The 22,165-nt window shown below is 44.9% G+C and carries 24 protein-coding genes; 23 read left to right on the top strand and 1 reads right to left on the bottom strand.

Annotated elements, in window-relative coordinates; genetic code table 11:
* Window positions 1-91: 91 nt before the first annotated feature.
* The 17 genes from ACRRU2_RS15080 (at window position 92) to ACRRU2_RS15000 (ending at window position 16,240) form a co-directional block, all read left to right on the top strand.
* Window positions 92-355, top strand: a complete 264-nt coding sequence (locus ACRRU2_RS15080) for a hypothetical protein (protein ID WP_432502851.1) — start codon at window positions 92-94, stop codon at window positions 353-355.
* Window positions 348-1,394 carry a DUF6094 domain-containing protein gene (locus tag ACRRU2_RS15075; RefSeq protein ID WP_432502849.1) on the top strand — a complete coding sequence of 349 codons (1,047 nt, stop codon included), beginning with the start codon at window positions 348-350 and terminating at the stop codon, window positions 1,392-1,394. Before ACRRU2_RS15080 ends, ACRRU2_RS15075 begins: the two co-directional genes overlap by 8 nt.
* Window positions 1,395-1,458: 64 nt before the next feature.
* Window positions 1,459-1,596, top strand: a complete 138-nt coding sequence (locus ACRRU2_RS15070) for a hypothetical protein (protein ID WP_432502847.1) — start codon at window positions 1,459-1,461, stop codon at window positions 1,594-1,596.
* An 844-nt stretch (window positions 1,597-2,440) separates the two neighbouring features.
* Window positions 2,441-4,819 carry a hypothetical protein gene (locus ACRRU2_RS15065; protein ID WP_432502845.1) on the top strand — a complete coding sequence of 793 codons (2,379 nt, stop codon included), beginning with the start codon at window positions 2,441-2,443 and terminating at the stop codon, window positions 4,817-4,819.
* A 49-nt stretch (window positions 4,820-4,868) separates the two neighbouring features.
* Complete coding sequence (locus tag ACRRU2_RS15060) at window positions 4,869-5,927, top strand: phosphoadenosine phosphosulfate reductase family protein (RefSeq protein ID WP_432503007.1); 1,059 nt, start codon at window positions 4,869-4,871, stop codon at window positions 5,925-5,927.
* Window positions 5,928-5,945: 18 nt separating this feature from the next.
* Window positions 5,946-6,782 (top strand): 5'-deoxynucleotidase, encoded by an 837-nt coding sequence (yfbR, locus tag ACRRU2_RS15055; protein WP_432502843.1) that lies wholly within the window; start codon window positions 5,946-5,948, stop codon window positions 6,780-6,782.
* 86 nt (window positions 6,783-6,868) lie between these two features.
* Complete coding sequence (locus tag ACRRU2_RS15050; protein ID WP_432502841.1) at window positions 6,869-7,204, top strand: hypothetical protein; 336 nt, start codon at window positions 6,869-6,871, stop codon at window positions 7,202-7,204.
* A 316-nt stretch (window positions 7,205-7,520) separates the two neighbouring features.
* A complete protein-coding gene (locus ACRRU2_RS15045; protein ID WP_432502839.1) occupies window positions 7,521-8,024 on the top strand; it encodes a hypothetical protein in 504 nt (167 codons plus the stop codon).
* Between the two features lie 233 nt (window positions 8,025-8,257).
* Window positions 8,258-8,602: a hypothetical protein gene (locus tag ACRRU2_RS15040; protein WP_432502837.1), complete on the top strand. Its 345-nt coding sequence runs from the start codon at window positions 8,258-8,260 to the stop codon at window positions 8,600-8,602.
* Complete coding sequence (locus ACRRU2_RS15035; RefSeq protein ID WP_432502835.1) at window positions 8,599-9,048, top strand: hypothetical protein; 450 nt, start codon at window positions 8,599-8,601, stop codon at window positions 9,046-9,048. The genes ACRRU2_RS15040 and ACRRU2_RS15035 overlap by 4 nt, the downstream gene beginning before the upstream one ends.
* Window positions 9,027-10,187, top strand: coding sequence for a hypothetical protein (locus tag ACRRU2_RS15030; RefSeq protein ID WP_432502833.1), 1,161 nt, complete (start codon window positions 9,027-9,029; stop codon window positions 10,185-10,187). The genes ACRRU2_RS15035 and ACRRU2_RS15030 overlap by 22 nt, the downstream gene beginning before the upstream one ends.
* A 51-nt stretch (window positions 10,188-10,238) precedes the next feature.
* The gene (locus ACRRU2_RS15025; RefSeq protein ID WP_432502831.1) at window positions 10,239-11,630 is read left to right on the top strand and encodes a Mov34/MPN/PAD-1 family protein; all 1,392 of its coding nucleotides are present in this window, start codon (window positions 10,239-10,241) and stop codon (window positions 11,628-11,630) included.
* Between the two features lie 70 nt (window positions 11,631-11,700).
* A complete protein-coding gene (locus ACRRU2_RS15020) occupies window positions 11,701-12,555 on the top strand; it encodes a ThiF family adenylyltransferase (RefSeq protein ID WP_432502829.1) in 855 nt (284 codons plus the stop codon).
* A complete protein-coding gene (locus ACRRU2_RS15015; RefSeq protein WP_432502827.1) occupies window positions 12,552-12,905 on the top strand; it encodes a hypothetical protein in 354 nt (117 codons plus the stop codon). The genes ACRRU2_RS15020 and ACRRU2_RS15015 overlap by 4 nt, the downstream gene beginning before the upstream one ends.
* Before the next feature lie 62 nt (window positions 12,906-12,967).
* Window positions 12,968-14,686, top strand: coding sequence for a DNA cytosine methyltransferase (locus ACRRU2_RS15010; RefSeq protein WP_432502825.1), 1,719 nt, complete (start codon window positions 12,968-12,970; stop codon window positions 14,684-14,686).
* Window positions 14,687-14,904: 218 nt separating this feature from the next.
* Window positions 14,905-16,008 (top strand): hypothetical protein, encoded by a 1,104-nt coding sequence (locus tag ACRRU2_RS15005; RefSeq protein ID WP_432502822.1) that lies wholly within the window; start codon window positions 14,905-14,907, stop codon window positions 16,006-16,008.
* Window positions 16,009-16,024: 16 nt separating this feature from the next.
* Window positions 16,025-16,240 carry a hypothetical protein gene (locus ACRRU2_RS15000; protein ID WP_432502819.1) on the top strand — a complete coding sequence of 72 codons (216 nt, stop codon included), beginning with the start codon at window positions 16,025-16,027 and terminating at the stop codon, window positions 16,238-16,240.
* Here the strand turns inward: ACRRU2_RS15000 and ACRRU2_RS14995 are convergent.
* Complete coding sequence (locus ACRRU2_RS14995) at window positions 16,237-16,449, bottom strand: hypothetical protein (RefSeq protein WP_432502817.1); 213 nt, start codon at window positions 16,447-16,449, stop codon at window positions 16,237-16,239. The two genes, ACRRU2_RS15000 and ACRRU2_RS14995, sit on opposite strands and share 4 nt — an antisense overlap.
* Window positions 16,450-16,747: 298 nt before the next feature.
* On the opposite strand from ACRRU2_RS14995, the gene ACRRU2_RS14990 reads away from it, so the two are divergent.
* From ACRRU2_RS14990 to ACRRU2_RS14965, 6 genes are all read left to right on the top strand, one after another.
* Complete coding sequence (locus tag ACRRU2_RS14990) at window positions 16,748-18,064, top strand: hypothetical protein (RefSeq protein WP_432502814.1); 1,317 nt, start codon at window positions 16,748-16,750, stop codon at window positions 18,062-18,064.
* A gap of 131 nt (window positions 18,065-18,195) precedes the next feature.
* The gene (locus ACRRU2_RS14985) at window positions 18,196-18,753 is read left to right on the top strand and encodes a hypothetical protein (RefSeq protein WP_432502812.1); all 558 of its coding nucleotides are present in this window, start codon (window positions 18,196-18,198) and stop codon (window positions 18,751-18,753) included.
* A gap of 16 nt (window positions 18,754-18,769) precedes the next feature.
* Window positions 18,770-19,255 carry a hypothetical protein gene (locus ACRRU2_RS14980; RefSeq protein WP_432502809.1) on the top strand — a complete coding sequence of 162 codons (486 nt, stop codon included), beginning with the start codon at window positions 18,770-18,772 and terminating at the stop codon, window positions 19,253-19,255.
* Window positions 19,256-19,260: 5 nt separating this feature from the next.
* On the top strand, window positions 19,261-20,133 hold the full coding sequence (locus ACRRU2_RS14975) for a hypothetical protein (protein ID WP_432502806.1): 873 nt from the start codon (window positions 19,261-19,263) through the stop codon (window positions 20,131-20,133).
* A 352-nt stretch (window positions 20,134-20,485) separates the two neighbouring features.
* Window positions 20,486-21,058, top strand: coding sequence for a hypothetical protein (locus tag ACRRU2_RS14970; protein WP_432502803.1), 573 nt, complete (start codon window positions 20,486-20,488; stop codon window positions 21,056-21,058).
* Between the two features lie 30 nt (window positions 21,059-21,088).
* On the top strand, window positions 21,089-22,153 hold the full coding sequence (locus ACRRU2_RS14965) for a GGDEF domain-containing protein (RefSeq protein ID WP_432502800.1): 1,065 nt from the start codon (window positions 21,089-21,091) through the stop codon (window positions 22,151-22,153).
* Window positions 22,154-22,165 lie beyond the last annotated feature (12 nt).

The raw sequence follows: 22,165 nt of genomic DNA, 5'->3' as shown, positions 1-22,165 counted from the left end.
CTTATTTCACCTCCCATCCGGGTGTTAAACATGCGATGGCATGAGTCCTCTTATGCCATATGCATAGAGAACTCATGGTAGGAGGAAGGGTATGTATTGGAATCAGATGTTTGATGAATGGCTGTTGCAATTGTTTGAGGCGACGCCAGGCGGAAGATTGTTTTATTTGGTTCTCTTAATTGCTTTTTTCATTTCTGCAGTGACGATTCTGAATTGGGTTAATGCTCGTTCAGAACGCAGATCCAGAGAATATGAAGAAGTATTGAAAAGAGAGTATGAACGCAAGAAGCCGATCGGTGCCTATTACTGGGTTACTGGTGATGAACTCCTGAAAAGGAGGAAGGGCAATGGCTAGGCTTGCGTCAGAAGCAAAAGGAGGTTTTTACGCAACGCCGGTTGCGGAAATGGAGCTGGTTCTTCAGGCGATGCAGGTTGATCTTGCAACTTCTAGTGAAGAACAAATTTTCATTTACGACCCGTGCTGTGGAGAAGGTGAAGCACTTCGCATGATTGCAGAAAAGTTGCGCTCGTTTCAAGCGAATGTCCGCACTTATGGGGCAGAAATCGAGGCGGACCGAGCGCAAGCTGCCAGTGAGGTGCTTGATAACGTCATTCATGATGCGTATCAGCATGTTCGTGTCGAGCCATTTGGGATGAGCTTATTGTGGCTTAATCCTCCATATCAGCAAGATGTGGATGGCAAACGAGCGGAGCTGCACTTTCTCAAGGCGCTGACCGATTTGCGAAAAGGAGTCTTACAAAAGGGAGGGGTGCTGTTGTTCTGCATCCCTCAGCACGTCTTGGTGGATACAGCCGGCATTTTGGCTGGACGGTTTAGCGATATTTCCGTATATCGTTTTACCGATGACCACTTTGATGTATTTAAGCAGGTTGTAGTGGTTGCGCGGTTTGAGCGTGCAGCCGTTAAGACTCAAAAGGACCAGTACAATCAGCTTGTTCAGTTAGGGAAGATAGATCCAACATTTTTGCCGACATTGGCGGAGATGAAGGAATTTACTATTCCTGCTAGTTCCACTGGCAAGACGCCTTATTTTCGGGCAAATGCCGCGAAGGTGGAGGAGCTGATTGAAGACATGAAGACTTCGATGCTATTCTCTGAGATCTCAGCGAAATTGGTGCCGCAGACGCAAAAGATTCAAATGAAGCGTCCGCTGTTGCCGCTTAAACCAGCCCATGCAGGGATTGCTCTTGCAGCGGGTGCGGTAGGGGGTAACTTAGGCACACACATTGTTTCGGGTGTTACAAAACCTCGAACAGATGTGGAGACGATGTATGATGCAGAGGGTAATCGTACCGGCGAACGCAGGACGTTGCATTTTACGTCCATTGTACGAGCGTTCAGCAATGAGTACGGCGTCGTCGATCTGAAATAGGTTTTATCAAGGAAGCGGGATAGAAAACTATCTCGCTTATTTTTTTTGTGAAGGAGCGGGATCGATGTTTAGAGTCTGTTATAAGTGGTATTCGTACTCTGAATTTATTGTGAAGACGGTCAGTAATGACGAGCTTGCTAATTTACAGGAGTGGCAAGCGGAGGGCCGGCTTTTAATCTTGGAGGTGGGGGGTATTGCTTAACCACCTTGAGATTAGTTCAGAGGGACGAAAAATATCCGTTTTGCCGCACGTTTTGGTTTATGAAATGCAGCACGGCCACCGTTTTCTTTTGTTTGCATCCTATGTTGGTGTAGCGGAGGAAGTAAAGGCGGTTTCGGCCAGCATTTTGGAGAATCGGGAAGTGCGGTACGGAAATATGCTTCTGCGAAAGTTGTATCAAGATCAGTATCGGCGTGTTGAACGTCCGATGGGGTTAGGGGATACGGCGCATGGATGCGTGTATAGCTCTTTCTTTGAACTTGGTGCAATAGAAGCAGAGAAGGAGCCCGAACAGTTTAATCGGGCATTGTTGTTTGCTGCAGATGGTGATATTCAGTCCATATTCGCTAAGCATGTTATTGCTCGTTTTGGGCTACCGCATGAGTGGAGTCATCAATATTACCGAGTTTTCAGTCGGTATATTGAGCCACTCATTGTGCAGGTAAATCCTGTCTTTGGCGATGAGTATGCTAATGCGGCGGCGATACGTTTTACTGCCAACGAGAACGATGTGATCCGTGTAATGGATGAGGCACTCAAGAGCTACCGGCTAGTCATACCGGAATGCGATATGAGGGGTGAACTCGATCCAAACTGGAGTATGTCGGAATACATGCTTAAAAATGCTCCGCACTTGGCAGCACAGTTGAGTGAGTTAAAGCCCAGACATACGTTCGATCAGCCACTTGATCCAGCAATTGGAGATTTGGAGCGAATCCCGTTTCCGATTCAGGCGCATGCCATTCAAGCGTTGGTCAATACCTATGAAGATCCGGTTCCAGAGGCGTGTTTTTTGGGCGGTGACATGGGGAGTGGAAAATCAATCATGGGATGTGGCGTTGTACACGTCCTCCATGAGCGCAGAAAGCGCAGAACGGGCAAGTCTGGTATGGCTGTACTCCTAGCTGCTCCTGGCATTACGCTGCCGAAGTGGAAGACTAAAGAGATTGAAGCGACGATTCCGAACGTCAAGGTGAATATCATACGCAACGGGAACGATGCGTTGGCATTACTTCGCAAGGTAAAGGCGGGGTACAAGCCATCGACTGTTGAATTTACGATGGTCGGCATCGATCGGGCGAAGCTTGGTTCGGAGTCTTACTTCGATGGGATATGGAAGCGAATGCATACCGCTTCAAAACGAGAAGACAAGCTCACTTATGCGTGGCATTGTCCGGATTGTGGAAAGCCGATTATGGTTCCACTTGATGACAAGAAAGACGACGAAGATCAGCTTGTTCCTGCAGGATGGGATGCGTTTGCTGAAGGTGTAGCGCCTACCGATGAGGATATTATGGAGGCGAGGCGAAACCGTCAACTTTTGTCTAACGGTCTACCGAAAGACTGGAAGGTAAAATGGATTCGCAAAGCATCTATTAAGCGGTCTTGTGATAATGAGGTCGCTCTGCTCGGTGAATCGGCCACAGAGGATGCTCGTATGTTGTATCCAATCAGCCGTAAATGCAAAGCGCAATTTTTTCGACCAGCTCTTAAGTCTCGTGGTGAAACCAACATCAAGCCACGGATCAATATCAGCCAGGTGCTCAAGCGCCTAAAAGGTTGGTTTGACCTGTTCATTATGGATGAAGCACATCAAGCCAAGGGTGCTGATTCTGGGCGTGGAGATGCTTTTGGGCAGATGGTGAAGTCCGCTAAACGAACGATGATGCTCACTGGTACATTGACCACAGGGAAGAGTACCAGCGTGAAGGAATTGTTATGGCGCACCGATCCGAAGCTGCTTCTCGACGCGGGCATTGATTATCACACGGGAGACATTGAGTGGGCGACAAGGTTCGGTAAGATTGAACAGATTATTAAGGACGATGAGGGGGATGTGGGTGTCGTCACGAGGAAGAAGAAACGTTCCATTACTTCTCGTGAGGCTCCTGGTATTGCTCCTCAAATGACAGCGCAATTCTTAATCCATAAGTCCGTATTTTTGGAACTAACGGATATGGGGTTGCCGTTGGTGGAATTGAAAGAAATACCAATGTTCCTGGAGATGGATAAAGAACATGCGCTAGAGTATCGACGGTTTCACGACACCTTGTACGATGCCTGTAAAATTGCGAGTGTAAGATCGTCGGGCGTATCCGGTGCATGGTCTAAGTTTAATCCAGCTACGCTCATGTATGCGAGTCGGCCAGAGCTTGGTATGACTGTCACGCTAGGTGATGGAGTGTACGAAGCAAAGCCTATTGGCACAGAAGCTGATTCTCATGCGCTCGAGCGGTGGCTGATTGAGACGGTCCAGATGGAACTTGCAGATGGGCGGGGTTGTATTATCTACAACCAGTTCACCGGCAACTATGGCATGAACGAGCGCGTTCAGACGATTTTGAGTCGTAACGGGATTCGGTCGCAAATCTTGGATGAACCGAATCCGGAAATGCGTACAACTCGGCTTGCTGAATACGAGGAAGCTGCGGTACCGGTCATTATCACCAATATGAAGTTGGTTGAGGTCGGGCTTGATATGATGTACTGGCCGACGATCATATATAACCAGCTTAGTTACGAGGTGAATACGGTACGGCAGTCATCACGTCGTTCATGGCGCATTGGTCAAGATCGCGAGTGTCGGGTTTACTATCCGATATACAATGGCACGCAGAAGATGAAGCAGTTTTTGCACATCATGAGTGCCCGTGGTCATGCCTTGATGGTCGAAGGGCGGCTCGATAAAAGCGAACTGGCTGAGTATTCGCGTGACTCGCAATCCTCGTTAGCTCGTGATCTAGCATCTTGCTTTGCAGGTGCTGAGGTTGCAGCTGCGTGGGAGCGTCTTGCCGCAAAGGAAATGGAAGGGTTAGAGATCATTGCAGAAGCTAATTTCAAAGAAGTGCTTCAGCAACGAATGAAGGATTTGGCGGATGAAACACTTCGCTTATGCGGGATTGATCCTGTTGCGTGGAGGAAAGAGCGGGAGGCAAGGAAATCTATGCCTGCTCCTACTCTGCAGACAAATGAGGAAGCAAATGTGGTGGACGAGGAGTATCCGTTGGATCTTTTCTCTATGCTTGAAGCGGCAGCTGCTAAGAATGTAACGGTTAATGAGCCGGTGCCAACGCAAGAGGAGAAGAGAGAAGAGGATGCAATTCGGATCATGACGTTTGCCGAAGCGATGTTGGAAAAAGGGAAGAGCAGCCGCGGCAAAAAGAAACACGTGGAAGATCAATTGCTGTGGGACTTCGGGAGCTGATTCAATCAGCTCCTTTATTTTTACTCTAAGGAGGTACTACGTGTTGAATATGCAACTGACATGGGATTTCGAATGCCAGGTTGAATACAAGGTGGAGGAGACGCAGAAGGCTGAATTGTTGCCGCTTGATGAGTATGACAAGATTCTCATCAGTAGCAGCTCGGGAAAGGACTCCAATGCCTGCTTGTTCCACCTGCTCAATGAAGGTGTGCCAAAAGAAAAACTCGAGCTGCATCATCAATGCGTTGATGGATATGGGGAACAGCATGTCGAGTTCATGGATTGGCCTATTACTGAATCTTATTTAACAAAAATCGGGCAGCATTTTGGCATTAGAACCTTTTTCCAATGGAGAGCTTTTGGCTTCAAAGGGGAGTTGCTCCGAAAGGACAGTCTTACAAAAGATATATACTACGTAAATGATAAGGGAGAGACTGTGCATCTTCCGACGACGCGAGGAAATAAAAGCACTCGTTTACGCTGGCCGGCAATGGGAGCGGATTTGCGTACTCGTTGGTGCAGTCCTTACGTTAAGATCGACATATTTAGGCGCATGGTTAGTCATGATCCTCGTTTTAAGGGGAGTAAGGACAAGCCAGTAAAGTTGTTGGTAATCACAGGCGAGAGGCGTCAGGAGTCGGCTAACAGGGCGAAATATGCAGAGGTCGAGGTGCATCCGTCCAGCAGCTCACACCGTCTTGTCCATGCGTGGCGCCCCGTAATTGATTGGAAAGAAGAGAACGTGTGGGATCAATACGAAAAATATCGTATCCTGCCTCACCCAGCCTATTTATTGGGTTGGAATAGAACGAGTTGCTTTGGTTGCATTTTCACGACAGCCGATTTGTGGGCTATTATGCGTGAGATTGCCCCAGAGCGTTTTAACGAGTTGGTGAGAATGGAGCGGGAATTGAATCACACGATCGATGCTAAGCTGACCTTGGAGCAAAAGGCGAACTTGGGAAGTCTGGAGCGTTTACCGAAGGACGCACGCACTAGTAAGTGGGTGCACATGGCGCTGAATCGTCAATTCGAGACAGCGGATTTAATCATGGATAAATGGGAACTGCCTGCAGGCGCTTTTCGTGTGGGCGGAGGACCAATCTAATAAAGGAGATTGATAGAGATGATGAACATTTATGTTAAGAATGGTATGAACTCTTTTGTTGCGTTGGCATATCGCTTGCGCTTGATCCCTCGTTGGGTCTTGATGCGAAACAATTTTTCGGAGAATGTAGCGGAACACAGCCATTCGGTAGCGATAATTGCTCATTTGTTGGCAACTATTCGTATTACGGTTTTTGGGAAGGATGATACCCCTTCTCCGGACAAAGTAGCAATGGCTGCTACGTTACATGATTTGAACGAGGTTTTCATTGGCGATTTGCCGGCCACAACAAAGACGTATGACGAGGAAATGTTAGCCCAATGCAAAAAGCTCGAGGAGTTGGCTATCAAAAAACTGATAAACACTCTTCCGCCTGTTCTTCGCAATGCCTATGAGGGGTTATTGTTCGAGACGGATTGCGAAATCAAGAAGATTGTAAAGGCAGCGGATTTGCTAGATGCATACATCAAGTGTGCAAACGAATGTGCATCAGGTAATCGTGAATTTGCAGTGGCTAAGGAGCAGATTTACGAGAAGATGTTTACGCTGGGGCTCAATGAAGAGATTGAGTACTTTCTGAATACGTTCGGAGAATGCTTCGAGTTGACCATTGATGAGCTTCAGAGTGAAATAAGGAAGCCTGTTGCGGAGCACATGGATACGGCAGATCGAGACTGGAATGAGGAGCTGCGGATTTGGATGAAGCAAAATGAGTCCGCAACCCTCTTTCTTTATCAAGGTGTCTCGATAACCAATCCTTTCATGGACGAAACGGGCCGTTATGAAGTCGATCCCGTTACTTACTATGGAGTGGGGACGATTAGAACGGCTCTTGGCGGAGGATATAAGGGGTAATTTTATTTAGTGAAGCGTGGTAGTCTAGGGGTTCTGTTTATCCCTGGACTATCACTACCTAAAGACAAATCGGAGGTTATGTTAAAATGAATTCTCAAGCTAATATTTTGCCGGAACCCAAGTGGAATGAGATTGTGCTGGAGGCTGCGCGTAAATATCCTTGTTATCAAAATGAAACCGATGAGCGTATCCTTCAGATGATGAAGGACATGATTGGTTACGATTATGAAGCGTACAGCCAAGGTGAAGATGGATCGAAAGAGACGATAGTGAATGATGTGCATTATGCCTACCTGGTTCAGTCTGAGGATATCTGCCATGAGGATGAAGATGAGGGCCCTTACGGTGGTGCATTCGCGTCGGAGCGGGATTACTGGAATTATCGTGATTCTGGCTTGGCATCCATATGTGACTGGCGGTAGTGCTGTCTGATTTTTTAACAAGATGCATGCATAAGAGGGTGGATACGCTGGTATCTGCCCTCTTTTATTTTTTTACAAAAAAGTCGTGAACCAGACAAAAAACTCGTGAACTAAACGTCATGATCCAGACAAAAAACTCGTGAACCAAACAAAAAAGTCTTGAACCAAGTCGGCATATTTGAGCGGTCAAATGGCGAATGTATTATACTGGAAGGAAAGAACGCTAGAAGCGAGGGTTGGTATGCATATGGAAGAAAGATATCCATCGTTTCGAAAGAATAAAAATAGACTAGAATTGCATGTTGAGAGGATGTTCATGCGCACATCTCGCAATCAATTTTCTGATGAGGAACTTAAGGATATGTTGTATGAACTGCCGCTTGATGTGCGTGAAGAACTTGCCTATACCAACCAATTGACCATAGATTTGTTGCACCGACAGTTGGGTTTACTCAGTAGAGTAGATGCGCTGCTGAAGGCTGCGCCTGTATTCCGTATTGCTGACGGATCTCCAGTGCAGTTGTTTCGTCAACTACAGCCGATGGATATTATATCGGTTGTTTTTGGGGGCAAGCGCTCCTATTACTATATTATGGTGAAGCGGGAAGGGGAGCAGCAGCTTTGCTGTATCAAACTGACCAAAGCGTTAATGGCAAGTAAACGATTCCTAGATGGTTATGATATTTGGAATAGCAAGATAAGTATAAGCGATCTACGGTATGCCAGGCTCGAACGGCAAAGTGTTCCTCTTGCAGAGATTGGCGCGCCGGAAGGGTGGATTACTTACTTAAGGCAAACGAGTAGTCTTCGTGATTTATAGTTTATCGATTCTGACAATTGTGGTATTATGGTGTTGTACTTTATTGGCCAATTGGCTTTTTTCACAAGAATTCACGCCCTAGTGGTGGTTATTTTTTCGACAATGTTATTTGTTGTTGAAGGATTCCGCTGCTGGGCGTTTTTTTATATATTTTCAAAGATACGAATGCTCTGATCTTCCCTATGTGGGAGTTTTGAGGATTCGTTTTTTATTTTATCAAGGAGGTGGAATGCGTGTCTTTAGACATGGAATCGTTTTGGAAGGACTTTGAAGAGCACTCAGTAAAGGAGACAACAGTGGAGGTTTTCGAGGCCGGATTGATGTTGATGAATGATGTGGCATATACGCGAGCGGCTACGTTTGCGGAAGTGCGAGCATTCAATCGCTTATCCTCGTCTCAAATGGAACAGATCTATGAAGAACTGTACTACTTTAACACGATGGATGGCGATGGCGATGCATTTGACATCGAGAATGCAGATCAAACGCTAATGTGGCTAAATCGTAGTCTGGGTATTGCAGGGTTCCTTTTTAACCTTCCTGCAGTCGGGATGCAGAAGAGGAGGGGGCTTCTATGAGTCACTTCCTTGAAATGAATTATTACACCAAAGAAGAGTACATGGCTGTACTCTCGGGCATTATTCTCATGAAAAAGATGCAAGAGGACGGCTTTGATGTCGATCTTAGTCTTCGCTTGTATGACGATCTGACGGCATATTTGCTGCGCACCTTATTCGGTGATGATGTTATTCTTCACGACTCAGGTGTTGTGCAGATCGGAGACAAGTTGACGGCGAAAGAGGTCAAAGAGCTGAAATCTTACTCATTCTCTCTCTCTAGTGAATACTGGATGGACGAGATCGAGATTGTTGTTGCAAAAGATAAGGGCATTGTGTTTCAGTGGGAATCCTATCACACCAACTATTTGCATGATTACTATGCAGGGTTGATGGATATTCGCGATGCCTGGAAACTTATTAAAGAAAAGAGAGGCGAACGCAAATGCAAGAAGTCGAGCGCGTAACTCGTGTTTCTATTGACGAGTCGGGAGAAAGACTTCCACTCGTTGAGCGATTGGTCAACGGGCTAGTGACTCAATCGTCAAAGGTTAGCCCAACTGCTTTGCAGAACATTTTTGTGAAGTATGCGGATGATTTTATGCTTTTCGAGGCTTTTCTTGGAAATTCGAACGAGCATTTTAATATGGTTGAACAGATGCTCAGTTACATCGAACAGTACAAGAATAGTGACGAAGGCGGAAAGTTTGCTAATTCGATAGTGAAAGAGTTGTTTGACTTTGTGGGTAAGCATGCGGAGGATAGGGATGCATTAACCAAGCTGCTGCTTATGATTGTGAACACGGTTAATGTTCACCGGCTTTCCCCACAAGTCCATGCAAAGATGATTCGTGAGCTGACGGATGACGTGATAAACAACATGGATGATCCGTTTGCCATGATCGAACTCATGAACGCTCTGTTGGGTAAAAGCAGATATTGGGGAGCTCCTGGGGAGACCCTTTTGCACAACATGACGAAGGCATTGGTTCATCATTATAAGAACCTGAACGATTCAATGGATGTGCAATCGGTCATGTCTATGTTGTGGAGGAAGCTATCCTTCGATGAACAGGCCGGTTACATTCAGAGTGTCCAGCAGGATTTTTACTATGCCTCGGAAATACTTCCGGCGGGTACGATAGCTGTCGATCATATTGGGACGAAGCAGCGCGTATTCGTTCTCGTGAAGGCACACCGGCGCGATGTGAATCTGCTTGGGACGATTTATAAGGATGTAGGTCATCCCCATATGCTGTTTATTTTTGATGTGGACAACGGCGGGGAAGTCAACGCCAGCTTGTTTGCATTAAAAGAGAAGGATCTGCGTATTAAGCCGTCTACTCCCTTGCAGCGTTTCCCGTACTCTAACGTCTTTGATAGCGGCGGGTGCTGTTGGAATGGAAAGCCTAAAGTCAAGAATCTGGCCCAACTCGATTCGTTTCCGGATATATTCCTCACGAATGAGAGGAATATGCACCTTTATCCGAAACCGAAAGACGTTGAGTATCGGGATCTCCTGGTGGAGATGTCGGGGAAAGATTTCGATGAATCGTATTTGATGCCCACTAACTATAAGTTCAGCAATTTGAGGGGCAAAAGATAAACCACACCGTATCCGGAAGTGGTTATTTTATTTTTAAGGAGGATATTTTTTATGGACGCACAAATGGATCTGTTTGGTATGTTGGGGATTATGGCTGAGGAGCCGCAATCGCAATCCCCAAAGAAAGATGGGAAAGACACCAGTGTAACGAAAAAGAATAAAGGTCAAAAGGCTGCTCCTTCGACGTCGAAAGCTGTTTCTCAGAAAACGGTGACGAAAGCGCCGAAGCGTTATACGACACCGAAGGAAATTCGCGAAATGCCCATACCGCTTGAGGGGTGGACGATTCATTACGCTAGGGCTACCTTTCAGGTCAGCGATGTGGTTCGCAGGCTCGTGGATCTCGATGAGAGTGCCGACATTGAAACGGTGAAGTCAGCACTTTGGGCGCTCATTCCGGAAGAGGCAAAGAACCTCATTTTGGAAGCTCGCTCCAAAGCGGCGCAATTGCCGGCTGAAACTGAAACTGCTTCGGACGACGGTGATCTTTCTGAATCGACTAATGTGCCGGCTGAGCAACAAGAAGCAGCTGCAGAGGGCGCAGAGGAAGAAGATGAAACCGAGCTCGAAATCGATGAGGAGTCGGGCGAGGTGAAGGAGAGCACGTCTACGGAAGTGGAGCCCAAGAAAGACAACAAGCCAGAAGTTGAACTGCTTGATGGCGATTTGATTGTTAGCATGGTGGAGCAGGCGATGGCCTTAGAATTCTTTGAATTCGCTACACCAGGGGCAATCGAATGGAGGGTGTTCCGCGACGATAAGCGACTCATCCCGTATGTGAGCAATGGAAAAAATTCGTCAGGTATCTCGTCAGCAATGAAGAGATATTACTGGAAATATTCCTCGTTTCATGAGGACCAGCAAAAACCGGCGATTTCCATTGTCGCAGGACGGAATGGGAAGGTTTATGATGTGCGTGAAAATGCGATGATGCGCGTTGCTACACCGGTTCGGGAGCTGCGGGATCTGGACGATGTGCCTGAGGGGGCATCGTTCCTTTTGCCGAAAATCCCAGGTCAGTTTCTCGTGCAAACTATCGCATTCTTTAAGCACATGGCCGCTACACCACTTGAAGCAGCTGTCTATATAACGTGGGACTTGAACGAATTGCGTTATGAGATTCATTGTCCCGATCAAGTTGTATGGACTGCTCATGTGGAGGCTAAGTATCCTCATCGCGAGGACAAGGAAATCGTTTGTATCATTCACTCCCATCATGGATGGCCAGCAGAGTTCTCTGGTGGTGATGATGCCAATGATAAGGCGTTGTGCGTCTATGGTGTGATCGGAAAGATATTCAACAATCCAATCCAGACTAATTTTCGAGCGGGCTTTAACGGTCAGTTTTACAATGTGCCGGTCGAGAAGCTGTTTGCTCTGGATGGAGTCGGTTTCGACGAATCTTTCCCCAGTGAATGGCTCTCTAAAGTAAAGAGAGCTTAAGAGCGTGATAAATGACTGCGAAGACCCTTCAAAGCAAGGGTCTTCACTTATTTTTGAAGGAGGAAGCCGTATGCCAGGCATTATTCGTTTTGAGAGCTCCCCTAGTCCTTGCTACCAATTCACAGTGGTAGGAGCGGGGGCGACTGGAAGTCACTTTGTACGCTCTGTCTGCCAAGATATCCATACCAAGCGTTCAGCTGATCGATCGAACTATCGTGATTCGTTTCGTTACAGTCATATCATGCTGATTGATGGGGACAAGGTAGAGCCAAAGAATATGGGCAACCAGTTGTTCACGAAGGAAGATGTAGATTCTTTCAAGGTGCAAACGCTGCAGGAGGTCTATCGGGGTTTTTATGACGTCGAAATTCTCTCCTATCCGGAGTTTGTAAAAGATGAAGTCACGTTGGCGTCACTCATGCCGATAAAGTATGAGAATGAAATTCCTGTTCTCATCGGTATGGTAGACAATAACGAGACAAGACAAATGCTCGACCGTCTTTTTCGCTCGGACCGGTTTGAGACAATGGTATATATTGACGTTGGTGTGCATGGCGTGGAGGTGAGTCGAGGTTCGTTCCTCCCTGAAACGGGGAATAACGGACAGATTGCGGTAGGGGTTAAATTCAAGAATGAAATCATCTTAGAGCCTCTATCGTATTGGTTCCCTGGTGTCATGACAGACCGCGATTCGCCGGCTCCTGGATGCGGTGTGGTCGTGAAAAGTGTGCCACAACGGTTGACCACCAATAAATTTGCCGCACAACTTGCAGCGAACGTAGTTAGTTCATTGATTCACGAGAATTCTGTTCTCGTTAACCTAATCACGTTTGATGCTAGAATGTGTGGGTCAAAGCCAACGTTTGTGACGAATGATCAAGCAGAGCGGTATCAACAGCTGCTCCGTGGAGAGTGTTCTGAATGAATGATAATGGTTATTGGATTTCTCGGCAGGAGCGGGTGGAAATCATTCGACAAATTCCGACGAACTCCAAATACAAAGCAGGTGATTTTTATTGTTGTTGTAAAGACAAGTCATTTGTCTGTATCGTGCGCAGTGATGTTATCCGGGACGAGGAATATGAGTGGATAAAAGAGCTGGCTCTCATCGTAGTGTCACCGAAGCCAGCCAAAAATCCCCGCCTGTTCGAGCTTACTAAGCATCTTGTAAGATCAGGGGTTTCGTATGCTTCTATTCTGGAGCGGTTAGTACAACGGCATCGAACTGCTGCGAAAAGAGATAGTCAAATGACCTTTGATTTCGATTATATCTAAGGCAATGAACCTCGGTAGAAATATCGAGGTTCATTTGTTTATTAAGAAGGGTGTGGGATTCAGTGGCCAGTATAGATGCTGTTCTTTATGATCAGTTGTTAAACAATAGTATTTGGGGGATGGAATCCGAAACTCGTCAGAAGATGCAGACTGAATTTACGGTCGTGTATTTGTTTGGCGGGATCGGCGGGGGTGCGCTAGGATTTAACGCTTCCCGAGGACATTATAAAGGCGAAGTAGGGCAGTTTCGTACTTTGTGTAGTATCGATGCTGATCCCGTAGCAACACGGAATTATGAGCGTATCACCAACAGCCCTGGCAAGGGTGTTGTAATGGATTTGTTCTCAAAGAAGCAATATTGTGATTTTCATGGAGTGGATGAGCCGCCCGCAGACTGGAGAGAGGTTCAAGTCCGCGATCTCTGGGAAGCGATGGGTGAAGAGGTGCCGAATGTGGTCCTGTCTTCTCCGCCTTGCAAGGGTTACAGCCCGCTGCTTTCGGAAAGCAATTCTCAATCTAAGAAGTATCAGGCGCTCAATCACCTAACGTTGAGAGGCATTCGACTGCTTTTGGATGCGTGCGAACATTATGGTGACGATCTCCCGAATATCATTGCCTTGGAAAACGTTCCCCGTATCAAGACTAGGGGGAAAGAGATCCTGAAGCAAATTGTCGATCTTTTGAGAGCGCGTGGATATGCGATTTCTGGATATGACCATGATCTTGGCTTAACAGGGGGATTGGGGCAGATCCGGAAGAGGTACTTATTGCTTGCAAGACTGGAGAGGAAAATGTCAGCATTTATATTTAAGCCGGAACAAAAAAGACATTTGGCGATTCGTGATGTTCTCTCGAAATTGCCGCCTCCAGGCGATACGGCTAATGGCGGAAGATTGCATAGACTGCCTGATTTGTCTTTTAAGACTTGGGTGCGTCTAGCATTGATTCAGCAGGGTGGCGACTGGCGGGATCTCAATGAGGTTGAATGGTGGAATTATCGATTGGAACGGATTGACCGAGTGATAGGGGATAAGCTGGTTCAACCGATTAGTTGCCCTACCTACAACTTAAGTAATAATGGGAAAGCCAACATCATGAGAGTCATGAAAGTTGATGCACCGGCAAGTTGCGTTACTGGTAGCGTGGGGCCGACAAATGGAGCTGCATGTATTGCTGAACCGCTGCGCGATGGAGTTTCTTATCGTGATGTATTCCATTTAGTAGATTCATCGCAATTGGCCAACGGGCAAACAGTTGTTCCAAATGAAGGGTTATGTGCTGAGTTTGAAAATTTAGCGCTCAGTTGTAATCCCAGGACAGGTACAATGGGAGTTTTAGATAGTCGTAAGCCTGCGAAAACGGTTGTTGGAAACAGTGATATCCACGCGAGTGCATCGGCTGTGGGTGATGACTGGACTCTGTTCGACTTGTGTGAAGCGGGAGCGGATTTTCCGTTGGATGATGACCGCGGTATATTTGTAGTTATTGCACCAGATGGAACGTGGCATCGTCCTATGACAGTTCTAGAACTTGCTATGATTCAGAGCTTTGATCTAATATTAGCGAACGGAGAGGTCTTTGATTTAGTAGATTGTAGTGATGCTAGGGCCAGAGAATATATCGGGAATGCCATACCAAAATTAGCTGCAAAGCAGATCGGGAACGTCTTGCTGGACGCTCTCATGACGAGTAGTGTTGGTGAATTTACGATGGGGTTTGAGGAAATCTGGGTTATGCCGGATGATTCAGATGACCGCGTATATGACGTATTAATGCAGTAAGTATGGGTGAGTTTCAAGAAATAATGGTGTGTTGTCTGTAAATGGTTTAATATGGTATCATGGACATGTACACATTATGCTTCGTTATTTCAAGATCAACGCCTTATGAGGCCGAATTTATTCTAAGGATTCTTTTGTCTCCTTAGAAGGATTTCGCGCGTAAGGCGTTTTTTTGTGTGTAACGGAGCTAACTTTTATTAATGAAAGAGGTGATAACTATGGAGACATTGAATGGTCCAATCCAGCAGTTCAACCAAACGAGCGAGAAATATCATCAGGACTTAGTTGATGTTTCTCCAGTATTGGATGAGATGGTGAGTAAATTGCTGGCGGGTGAAAGTAAAGGTAACTGGTTTATGCAATCGCTTCTTGGCGCATTCAAACTCATTTTTAAGAACAGCTCTGGGCTTGTGCGTGCTGGGATTGCGGTTGCTGGTAGCGGTGGCGTATCGATTTATTTGAAGTCGATTTTCCAAGGTGCACATTGGATGTGGTTTGCTGGTGGTATCCTTGCGTTTTTGCTGCTGTGCTTCTACGCAGTTATGTTGGTCTATCAAAAGATGATGCTCGACATTTCTTCCAATGAGTTCAATTTGGCTTTCTTTAAGAAAAAGAGGGCTAAAGAGTACGAGTTGTATTGGAAGCCGATGCTTGACAGGAAAGTTAGTTTTAGAGGGTTGAAGGAATTTGTAACGCCGCTATTGAAAGGCAGCGCAGATGATTTTAACCTTAGAGAGCTTAATCGAGAGCTCCAGGAATCCAATGCATTATTGAAAGACAAAATTCACCAAATGCAGCGTGATGCAGAGGATTTCAGTAAGGTAATCAATCTGGCGAAGGAGTATGAGACGTTATTTGATGAGCAGTTGCTTATTACGGATCATATTTCCATTCGTTTGAAACGATTGACCGATATGCTACAGCGATTGGTCAATAAAGGACAACTCAGAATACAGGATCTCTTAATGGTTTTCGAGAGAGGTTTTGTCATTTATGAGAGTACGGACACTGGATTGAAGCTCATTGCGGATGAAGGAACAACTGGGCGAGCGTATGAATTTATCTCTTTCGAGTCCGATTGCATTGAAGCTGATGCGCTGAGATCGGGATGGGCGGAAAGAGACAATAAACTTGCCGTCAAGGTTGTTACCGCTTCTCGGAACATATGGATACTAGTCATTGACTATGATACAATGTTAGGAGAAGGTAATGAGTTGATTGATGTAGTGTTGGATTATTGCCAATGTGTCGTTTCGTTGTTCTCTTATGTAAAGACTCCAGAGGAAACAACTACAATTGACTATAATAATTCGGGGATGTAGCAAGGAGGTCAGTTCGATGTCCGTACAAAGTGTTGAGGATCGTAAGGATATAGTGTTTGTAACATCTGAAGAGTACGTGAGACGTAGAAGGAGAGAAGCTCATGCTCTTTCTAGTCAAATGAATCATCATATACAGGCGATCCTCGATAGGCGTGAGGATGTGTTCAAAGCGGTGGAACATGCTGAGCAGGTGGAAGAGAAATATAAGAGGTTTGTAGAGCGATCCAATTAAGGATCGCTTTTTTCATTTCCTGCAGTAGTGCCCGTGCGTCGTTCAATAATGAGATTAAGCTCCTTGCGTAATTCCTGGGCTTTTTTTCTTTTTTGATTCGTTGCTTCGAAAAGTTTATCGTAGGCTTGCTCGTGGAATTCGTGAATTTCTTCTGGTTTTGGTTTATGGATGAAAGGGACAACCTTTGATCGATTACGGATTTTTCGCATTTAGTACGCCTCCTTACTTGATGATGAAGCATCATTATCAATTCTGTTCGATCGGCGTTTTATATATACTATTGTATTCAGGGTAGATGCGTTTTTTGCTGTTGTACGGCTGATTTGGGTTATGATACTATAGATGTAGTTATTTATTGCTCGGTTGAGCGTTTTTCCAAGATAGAAGCCTTAGAGGTGGATGTTTTCAAGAGAAGTCATTTTTGATTCTCTTAAAGACCCATTCTCTGGGCTTCTTTTTTTGGTTTCAATGATAACTTTAGGGCGATTTATCAAAGGAGGGTAACAATTGTATATTCCATTAATGCTAGTAGGTGCAGCTGTACTCGTTGGTATCGGTTTGTTTTTTTGGTATCTGAATAACTCCTATTCGCGGAGGAATTTGGAGTCTGAGAATTTGGATTTGCAGTTGCGTATCGATCTATTACGGGGATTTGCAGAGGATGTTACGCTTCGTCAGGTGTCACGTATCCCAGTCAATGAGAGTACATACGTTCAGCAGAATCCTCAGGGCACACCAAGCAAAGAAGCAGCTGCTGAGAAGGAAAAGAATCAGCGACCTGAAGTACCTAAAACTGCGAATAAGCCAGATTCGCAAAAGGGAGCTGACAAGGGATCTGCAGCTAAGGGCGAGAAGAAGCCTGCTTCAAAAACAGGAAATGCAGATTCTAAACAAGCGGGCGCTGTTAAAGGGGGCACTACTGGTGCTAATGACTCACAGAAGCGGGATCGTAAAGGTTCTGTTTCTGGGGACAGCGATTTGATTGTGTTGACAGGTAATATGACTGTCATGGAACTAGAAAGGCAGAGAAAGTTGCAGTCGCAGGCAGCTGGTGATTCTGGCAAGAACAGTCCAGTTGATGAGGGGAAAAACGACCAGGAACAAGCACTTCCTGCTCCTCAAATGTTGCCGCAGAATGCAGATAGTGATTCTGACAAGAACACGCCAATTGCTGGAGGGGGAAGCGACCAGGAACAAACGCCTCCTGCTCCTCGCAAGAAAATGCGTGAGTTGAAACGAGCTGAGATGCCGAGTTTTGAATTTTTGCGTAAAATCCGATACGCAGGAAATCGGAGTCAATCTGAAGCACAAGAGCCGGGGCTGAATGCTGGAAATACGGAGTCGGAGTCTATACCAATACCTCCAAATTCCACGGTAGAGACCACGTATGATAATACTGTGGTCGATGAACAGGATCTCGTTGCTGCCATGGAGCCTCCAAAACTAGTTGGGGCATCTGATGATGAATCCAACGAAGTTGAGCATGAAGAATCTAGGGCCGATGATGCGTATGATGAAGAATTTGAGCAACAACCGCCTATGTCAGCAGTAGAAGTGAAGCCTTACCCTTGGGTCACAGGGTCCAATATTGTTCGAATTAGAGTTGTTGAACAGTACGACGGTGTGACAGAGTGTAGTATTTTGGGCTATAACACCATAACGTTTCTCCAGCATCTAGATCTGGATGCATTGGAGGTTGGTGGGTTAGCTGCCGTTCATGTTTCTTCTTCAAAAACCGGTATACGCGAGGTCGTCAAAGTATGGCCTTTAGCAACGGAAGAATCTCATTTTGATGAAGAAATGCTCGAACAAGTAGGAGGATGATTTCATCCTCCTTAACCTTGAAAATTCCTTCCTTTGGAGTTTTATATAGATGGTTATTGACAGTACATCTGGTTAATTTTATAGTATTTTTATACACACGTGGACACGTGAGTACATAGGAGTACATGGGAGTGGTTCATATGGTAAGCCTGTTTTTGTATCCGTTAACATTAGATACACCGTATTCGGAGTATACAGAAGATCCATCGAACAGCCTGGTGGCTCTTGCTGAAGATATTGGACTGAAAATCTTTTTGTTGATGCAGCAGTATGGGTTTTTGGTTGCTTTTGTCTTAGCGATGTGTTCCTTTTTTCTTAGACACCTCGCTAAGCTGAGAAAGAACACCTTGTATCAGAGCTTCTTTCTCCGGTTCTCCATTGGGATGTGTGTTGCTGCTGTCGTCTTCGCATTTTTACCATACTTGTCGTTGCATTTCATGGAGAAGTCCGACGTTCCGGTAGAAGAATCGACCTCTTGGGTAGTTCCGATCATTGATTTTCTTCAAAGTTACAGCATCATCACAACCATAATCGTTGTTTTGATTTCATTTGTTAATTATTGTTTGGCTAATGTCCGTAAGAATAAGCGCGTAAAGACTCTCTATGTTTCGCTTGCCCTTGGAATGATTGTCATTTGCGTGTTATTTCAAATACTTCCAGAGCTTGTGTTGCAACAAACACAGTATTGAGGAGGAGGTTTTATAGATGGCTCATATTTATAACTTTTCTATGTATCGGAAAATGAAGAACTGGTCTCGGAATGCTGATATGAACCGTGAGTTATTCCAAAAATATGTACTAGCTTCAGAACAATGGGCGAATGATGGGTATTACAAAACGCTGTATGAAGGGTATCCCTTTGAGCCGCCGTGTGAGCCTGCTCATCCCGAAATGGAATGGTACGTCAGTAAGTCGGGCAATTTTGGAGTTTGGCTTTTGAATTACTGTAAGGGAGAACAGATCGTAAGTAAGGAAATTGGCTGGTCGCCCTTTGTGCGCAAGTCAGTTGTGCCACCATTTGATCCTTTGAATGTGCCGGATCGAGAGACTAGGGATAGTCTGACTTGGATTGTGGATGAGCAGGGCTTTGGTCAGTATGGTAGCGTAATGAGTGATGGCAGTGTGTGGGTGCCTTGTCCGAATCCCAATGTAGAGCTTCCAAAACCCGTAAAAATATTTACTGGTAGGTGATTGTTGTGATTACGGCTTATTTACCTGATAGTTCTATCATTAATGCACAGGATTACGATGAAAAAGTTCATGGTTATGAGTTGTATTGCATTGATGACTCATGCAGAGCGCCAGTTATTTTCGTAGGCAAAGGCTTAAAACATAGCGCATACTTCAAGACAGTTGGACGTGGTGCTGATTCTAAGCACAAGGCAACTTGTGGCTTCTATGAACCGCTAGATGTGGCAGCTGCGATAGATAAGACGGCTGAATATCAAGCGAAATTACTCAAGGATATGAAGTACAGGGAAAACATACGTTTTGTACGCTTGAATATGAACAGTCTCGATCCAGATCATGTTCCGACTCCAAGGGGGGAACGGGAGCAGAAGGAAAAAGACGCGAGTAAGTTGGGGTTGAAGGAAGAGAAATCTACACCTGACGTGATCTCTTCGATGAAAAGTGTGGTCAAACTTCTTACCCAAAATGAACCAGATGTGCTTTCATCGATATACTTCAATATTTCAGGTCGTAAGTTACCTTTATCGGAAGTTGTTCTAAGCCCGCAACGTGCATATGATAAGCTCTGGTCTGATCAAGATCAACGGCTTAAATACTTTGTGTACGGTAAAGTTCTAGAAGTGACTACACGAGAAAAGGTTACTTATTTGGATGTCGAAAGTGAACGTGACAAGCCATTTACATTGGTTGTTTTTAGAGACTACTATAAAAATTTTACTAGTTTTGAGAGCTTTGATGTGCTAAAAGGCAGAGATGTGCTCGTATATGGACAATTAAAGAAAAACGATTTTGAAAATCGTAAAAAGTGCGAAATTATTGTGACCACCGAGAAATATATGACACTGTTTAAGCGGAACGTAAGTAGCCAAACAACGTGAATTTTGCTACAATAAAATGGTAACATTTTGGCCTTTGCCTTTTTTTCAAGATCTAAAAGCCCTAGTTGGCGGTATTTATTTTCAAGGATGCTTTATTTTTCTTTCAAGGAAGCTTTTTAGCTCTATGATTTCTTTTAAGGAAGCTTTTCAGCTGCATTTATTTCCAAGCGGACCACCGTATCGTATCTTCGACCGGTGGTCCTTTTTCATTTTAGTAACACACCGGGGCTAAATAGCCCTTTTTTTGTTGCATTTTCGTTTTTCTATAGGCATCTACTGGTTGAATATTGCATTAAATAGAATCAGGATGGTAATATATTGTTAATCGTTGTCCTATAGGTGGGTGATAGATATGTCTGAACGTGTGTCCTTTGTTTATATGAATAGGGAAATAGAGATCGCTATATCCGCAAGCTCTCAAGTTTTGATGAGGGTTGAGGATATTACTGAAATTGTCGAGCCAGTAGAGGAGGGCTTTCTTACATCTCCTTATTCTGATATTTCTAAGCTGTTTTTTCGAAAAGGTGTAATGTTGATTCCGTATGAGGGATCTAGTTCATACGTGAGCTTGCTGGCTAATTGCAGACAAGCAAGAAACGAAAATTCTAAGCGGATCTGGATTAAAAAGTATGGCATGGCTCAAGGCGGGATTGTTTATGGTGTTATACGGCCTGGATTGCAGTTGGGGTGGTATGCTGTACATTTAATGATGAGCGCTGATGGTTGTAACTACGTTGATTATATTTATCCAGACTACGTGTTTTTGGGGGATAATCCGCAATGTGATCGTATTCGCCAGGAGCGGGGGGCTGATGATATGTATATTTATAACGGCATCGCCTTTCCAGTAACGTTAATTGATCGAGAAGATATGCCTTTAATTTTCGAGGGGTATCCAAATCCAAAGAGTGAAGGGTTATCGTAGTCTACTATTCCTTGAGCAAGGGGGATTTTTATGACTTTCACATTACAACAAGCAATTCAATTTTCAATTTTGCCTTTAGTTTGTATAACTGCGTTGGTGGCATACCGGCTCTTTTTAACGCGAAAGAAGAGGGCTTACAAGGTTGTAGTAGTGGGAAACGTCTCACTATTTCTCTCTTTGTTGCTGCAGCTGTCTGTTGGGTTGGACTGGTTTCCTACAATGCAGGCGGTTTTCAATCGAGGTGCGATAGGTTTATTTGAAGTAGGATGCTATTTATCTATTTTTGGAGTAAGTCATTTGTTTCGTGTTGTGAATCGTAAGTTGAGACTTCTAATTTATGCTGGATCAATTGTTATTTTTCTCGGAGTTGTCCTTTTTCCTCTTATCAGCTCCATTGTTTTTATCATTTCCGGAGCGATTGTCATTTTCTATATAAACAAGTGGGTTATGCACTCGCATAAAGTTATTCCTGCGTTGATCGGCTGCTATATGGTCGCAGAGGCCGGCCGTACAGTTGATTTGTTACTTACTAGTGAGATTGGTTTGTGGATTCATCTTATAGGATATATGTTGTTTATCATTCTACTGGTCTTCCTTTTGATTGAACGGGTTGCTGATAGGTTAGGTAAATTTGAAAGGGATTCCGCAGTCGATTTGTTGACAGGGTTATTTAATCGAAGGTACTTTACTGTATTGCTAAAACGATACATAGATAGGAAAAGACCAGTTCACTTGGTTTTTATTGATCTCGATAATTTTAAGAATCTGAATGATACGATGGGTCATGATAAGGGTGATGAAGCTCTTAGAACGGTCTCCCAAATATTGATGGAGGAAGTTGAAAATAGCGGTTTTGCTGGTCGGTATGGTGGGGAAGAGTTGGTGATGCTCGTTACTAAGCAAGTGAAAATAGATGATTTTGCAGAAAAGATACGATATCGTATTGAGTCTGAATCTTCACCTCGAGTAACGGCATCGATCGGCTTTTCGAGTTGGAGTGAAGGGATGTCGTTGGATGACTTAATCCAACGAGCGGACAAGGCTATGTATCATTCAAAAACAACTGGTAAAAATAAGGTGACTGCCTTTGTGTAAAGGAAGGGGTAT

This window comes from Paenibacillus sp. GXUN7292 (assembly GCF_050864975.1).
GTDB lineage: Bacteria > Bacillota > Bacilli > Paenibacillales > Paenibacillaceae > Pristimantibacillus.
Note: the sequence above shows the minus strand (reverse complement) of the source record. Positions and strands in the feature narration are given on the sequence as shown.

What these genes read in the sequence shown, in the direction of transcription:
- ACRRU2_RS15015 (WP_432502827.1), top strand. Translation starts at nt 12,552, where the DNA reads ATGAATGATAATGGTTATTGGATTTCTCGGCAGGAGCGGGTGGAAATC.
- ACRRU2_RS15030 (WP_432502833.1), top strand. Translation starts at nt 9,027, where the DNA reads ATGCAAGAAGTCGAGCGCGTAACTCGTGTTTCTATTGACGAGTCGGGA.
- ACRRU2_RS14980 (WP_432502809.1), top strand. Translation starts at nt 18,770, where the DNA reads ATGGCTCATATTTATAACTTTTCTATGTATCGGAAAATGAAGAACTGG.
- ACRRU2_RS15045 (WP_432502839.1), top strand. Translation starts at nt 7,521, where the DNA reads ATGCGCACATCTCGCAATCAATTTTCTGATGAGGAACTTAAGGATATG.
- ACRRU2_RS15080 (WP_432502851.1), top strand. Translation starts at nt 92, where the DNA reads ATGTATTGGAATCAGATGTTTGATGAATGGCTGTTGCAATTGTTTGAG.
- ACRRU2_RS15020 (WP_432502829.1), top strand. Translation starts at nt 11,701, where the DNA reads ATGCCAGGCATTATTCGTTTTGAGAGCTCCCCTAGTCCTTGCTACCAA.
- ACRRU2_RS15070 (WP_432502847.1), top strand. Translation starts at nt 1,459, where the DNA reads ATGTTTAGAGTCTGTTATAAGTGGTATTCGTACTCTGAATTTATTGTG.
- yfbR (WP_432502843.1), top strand. Translation starts at nt 5,946, where the DNA reads ATGATGAACATTTATGTTAAGAATGGTATGAACTCTTTTGTTGCGTTG.
- ACRRU2_RS15025 (WP_432502831.1), top strand. Translation starts at nt 10,239, where the DNA reads ATGGACGCACAAATGGATCTGTTTGGTATGTTGGGGATTATGGCTGAG.
- ACRRU2_RS15075 (WP_432502849.1), top strand. Translation starts at nt 348, where the DNA reads ATGGCTAGGCTTGCGTCAGAAGCAAAAGGAGGTTTTTACGCAACGCCG.
- ACRRU2_RS14965 (WP_432502800.1), top strand. Translation starts at nt 21,089, where the DNA reads ATGACTTTCACATTACAACAAGCAATTCAATTTTCAATTTTGCCTTTA.
- ACRRU2_RS15005 (WP_432502822.1), top strand. Translation starts at nt 14,905, where the DNA reads ATGGAGACATTGAATGGTCCAATCCAGCAGTTCAACCAAACGAGCGAG.
- ACRRU2_RS15050 (WP_432502841.1), top strand. Translation starts at nt 6,869, where the DNA reads ATGAATTCTCAAGCTAATATTTTGCCGGAACCCAAGTGGAATGAGATT.
- ACRRU2_RS14970 (WP_432502803.1), top strand. Translation starts at nt 20,486, where the DNA reads ATGTCTGAACGTGTGTCCTTTGTTTATATGAATAGGGAAATAGAGATC.
- ACRRU2_RS15065 (WP_432502845.1), top strand. Translation starts at nt 2,441, where the DNA reads ATGGGATGTGGCGTTGTACACGTCCTCCATGAGCGCAGAAAGCGCAGA.
- ACRRU2_RS15035 (WP_432502835.1), top strand. Translation starts at nt 8,599, where the DNA reads ATGAGTCACTTCCTTGAAATGAATTATTACACCAAAGAAGAGTACATG.
- ACRRU2_RS14995 (WP_432502817.1), bottom strand. Translation starts at nt 16,449, where the DNA reads ATGCGAAAAATCCGTAATCGATCAAAGGTTGTCCCTTTCATCCATAAA.
- ACRRU2_RS15060 (WP_432503007.1), top strand. Translation starts at nt 4,869, where the DNA reads ATGCAACTGACATGGGATTTCGAATGCCAGGTTGAATACAAGGTGGAG.
- ACRRU2_RS15000 (WP_432502819.1), top strand. Translation starts at nt 16,025, where the DNA reads ATGTCCGTACAAAGTGTTGAGGATCGTAAGGATATAGTGTTTGTAACA.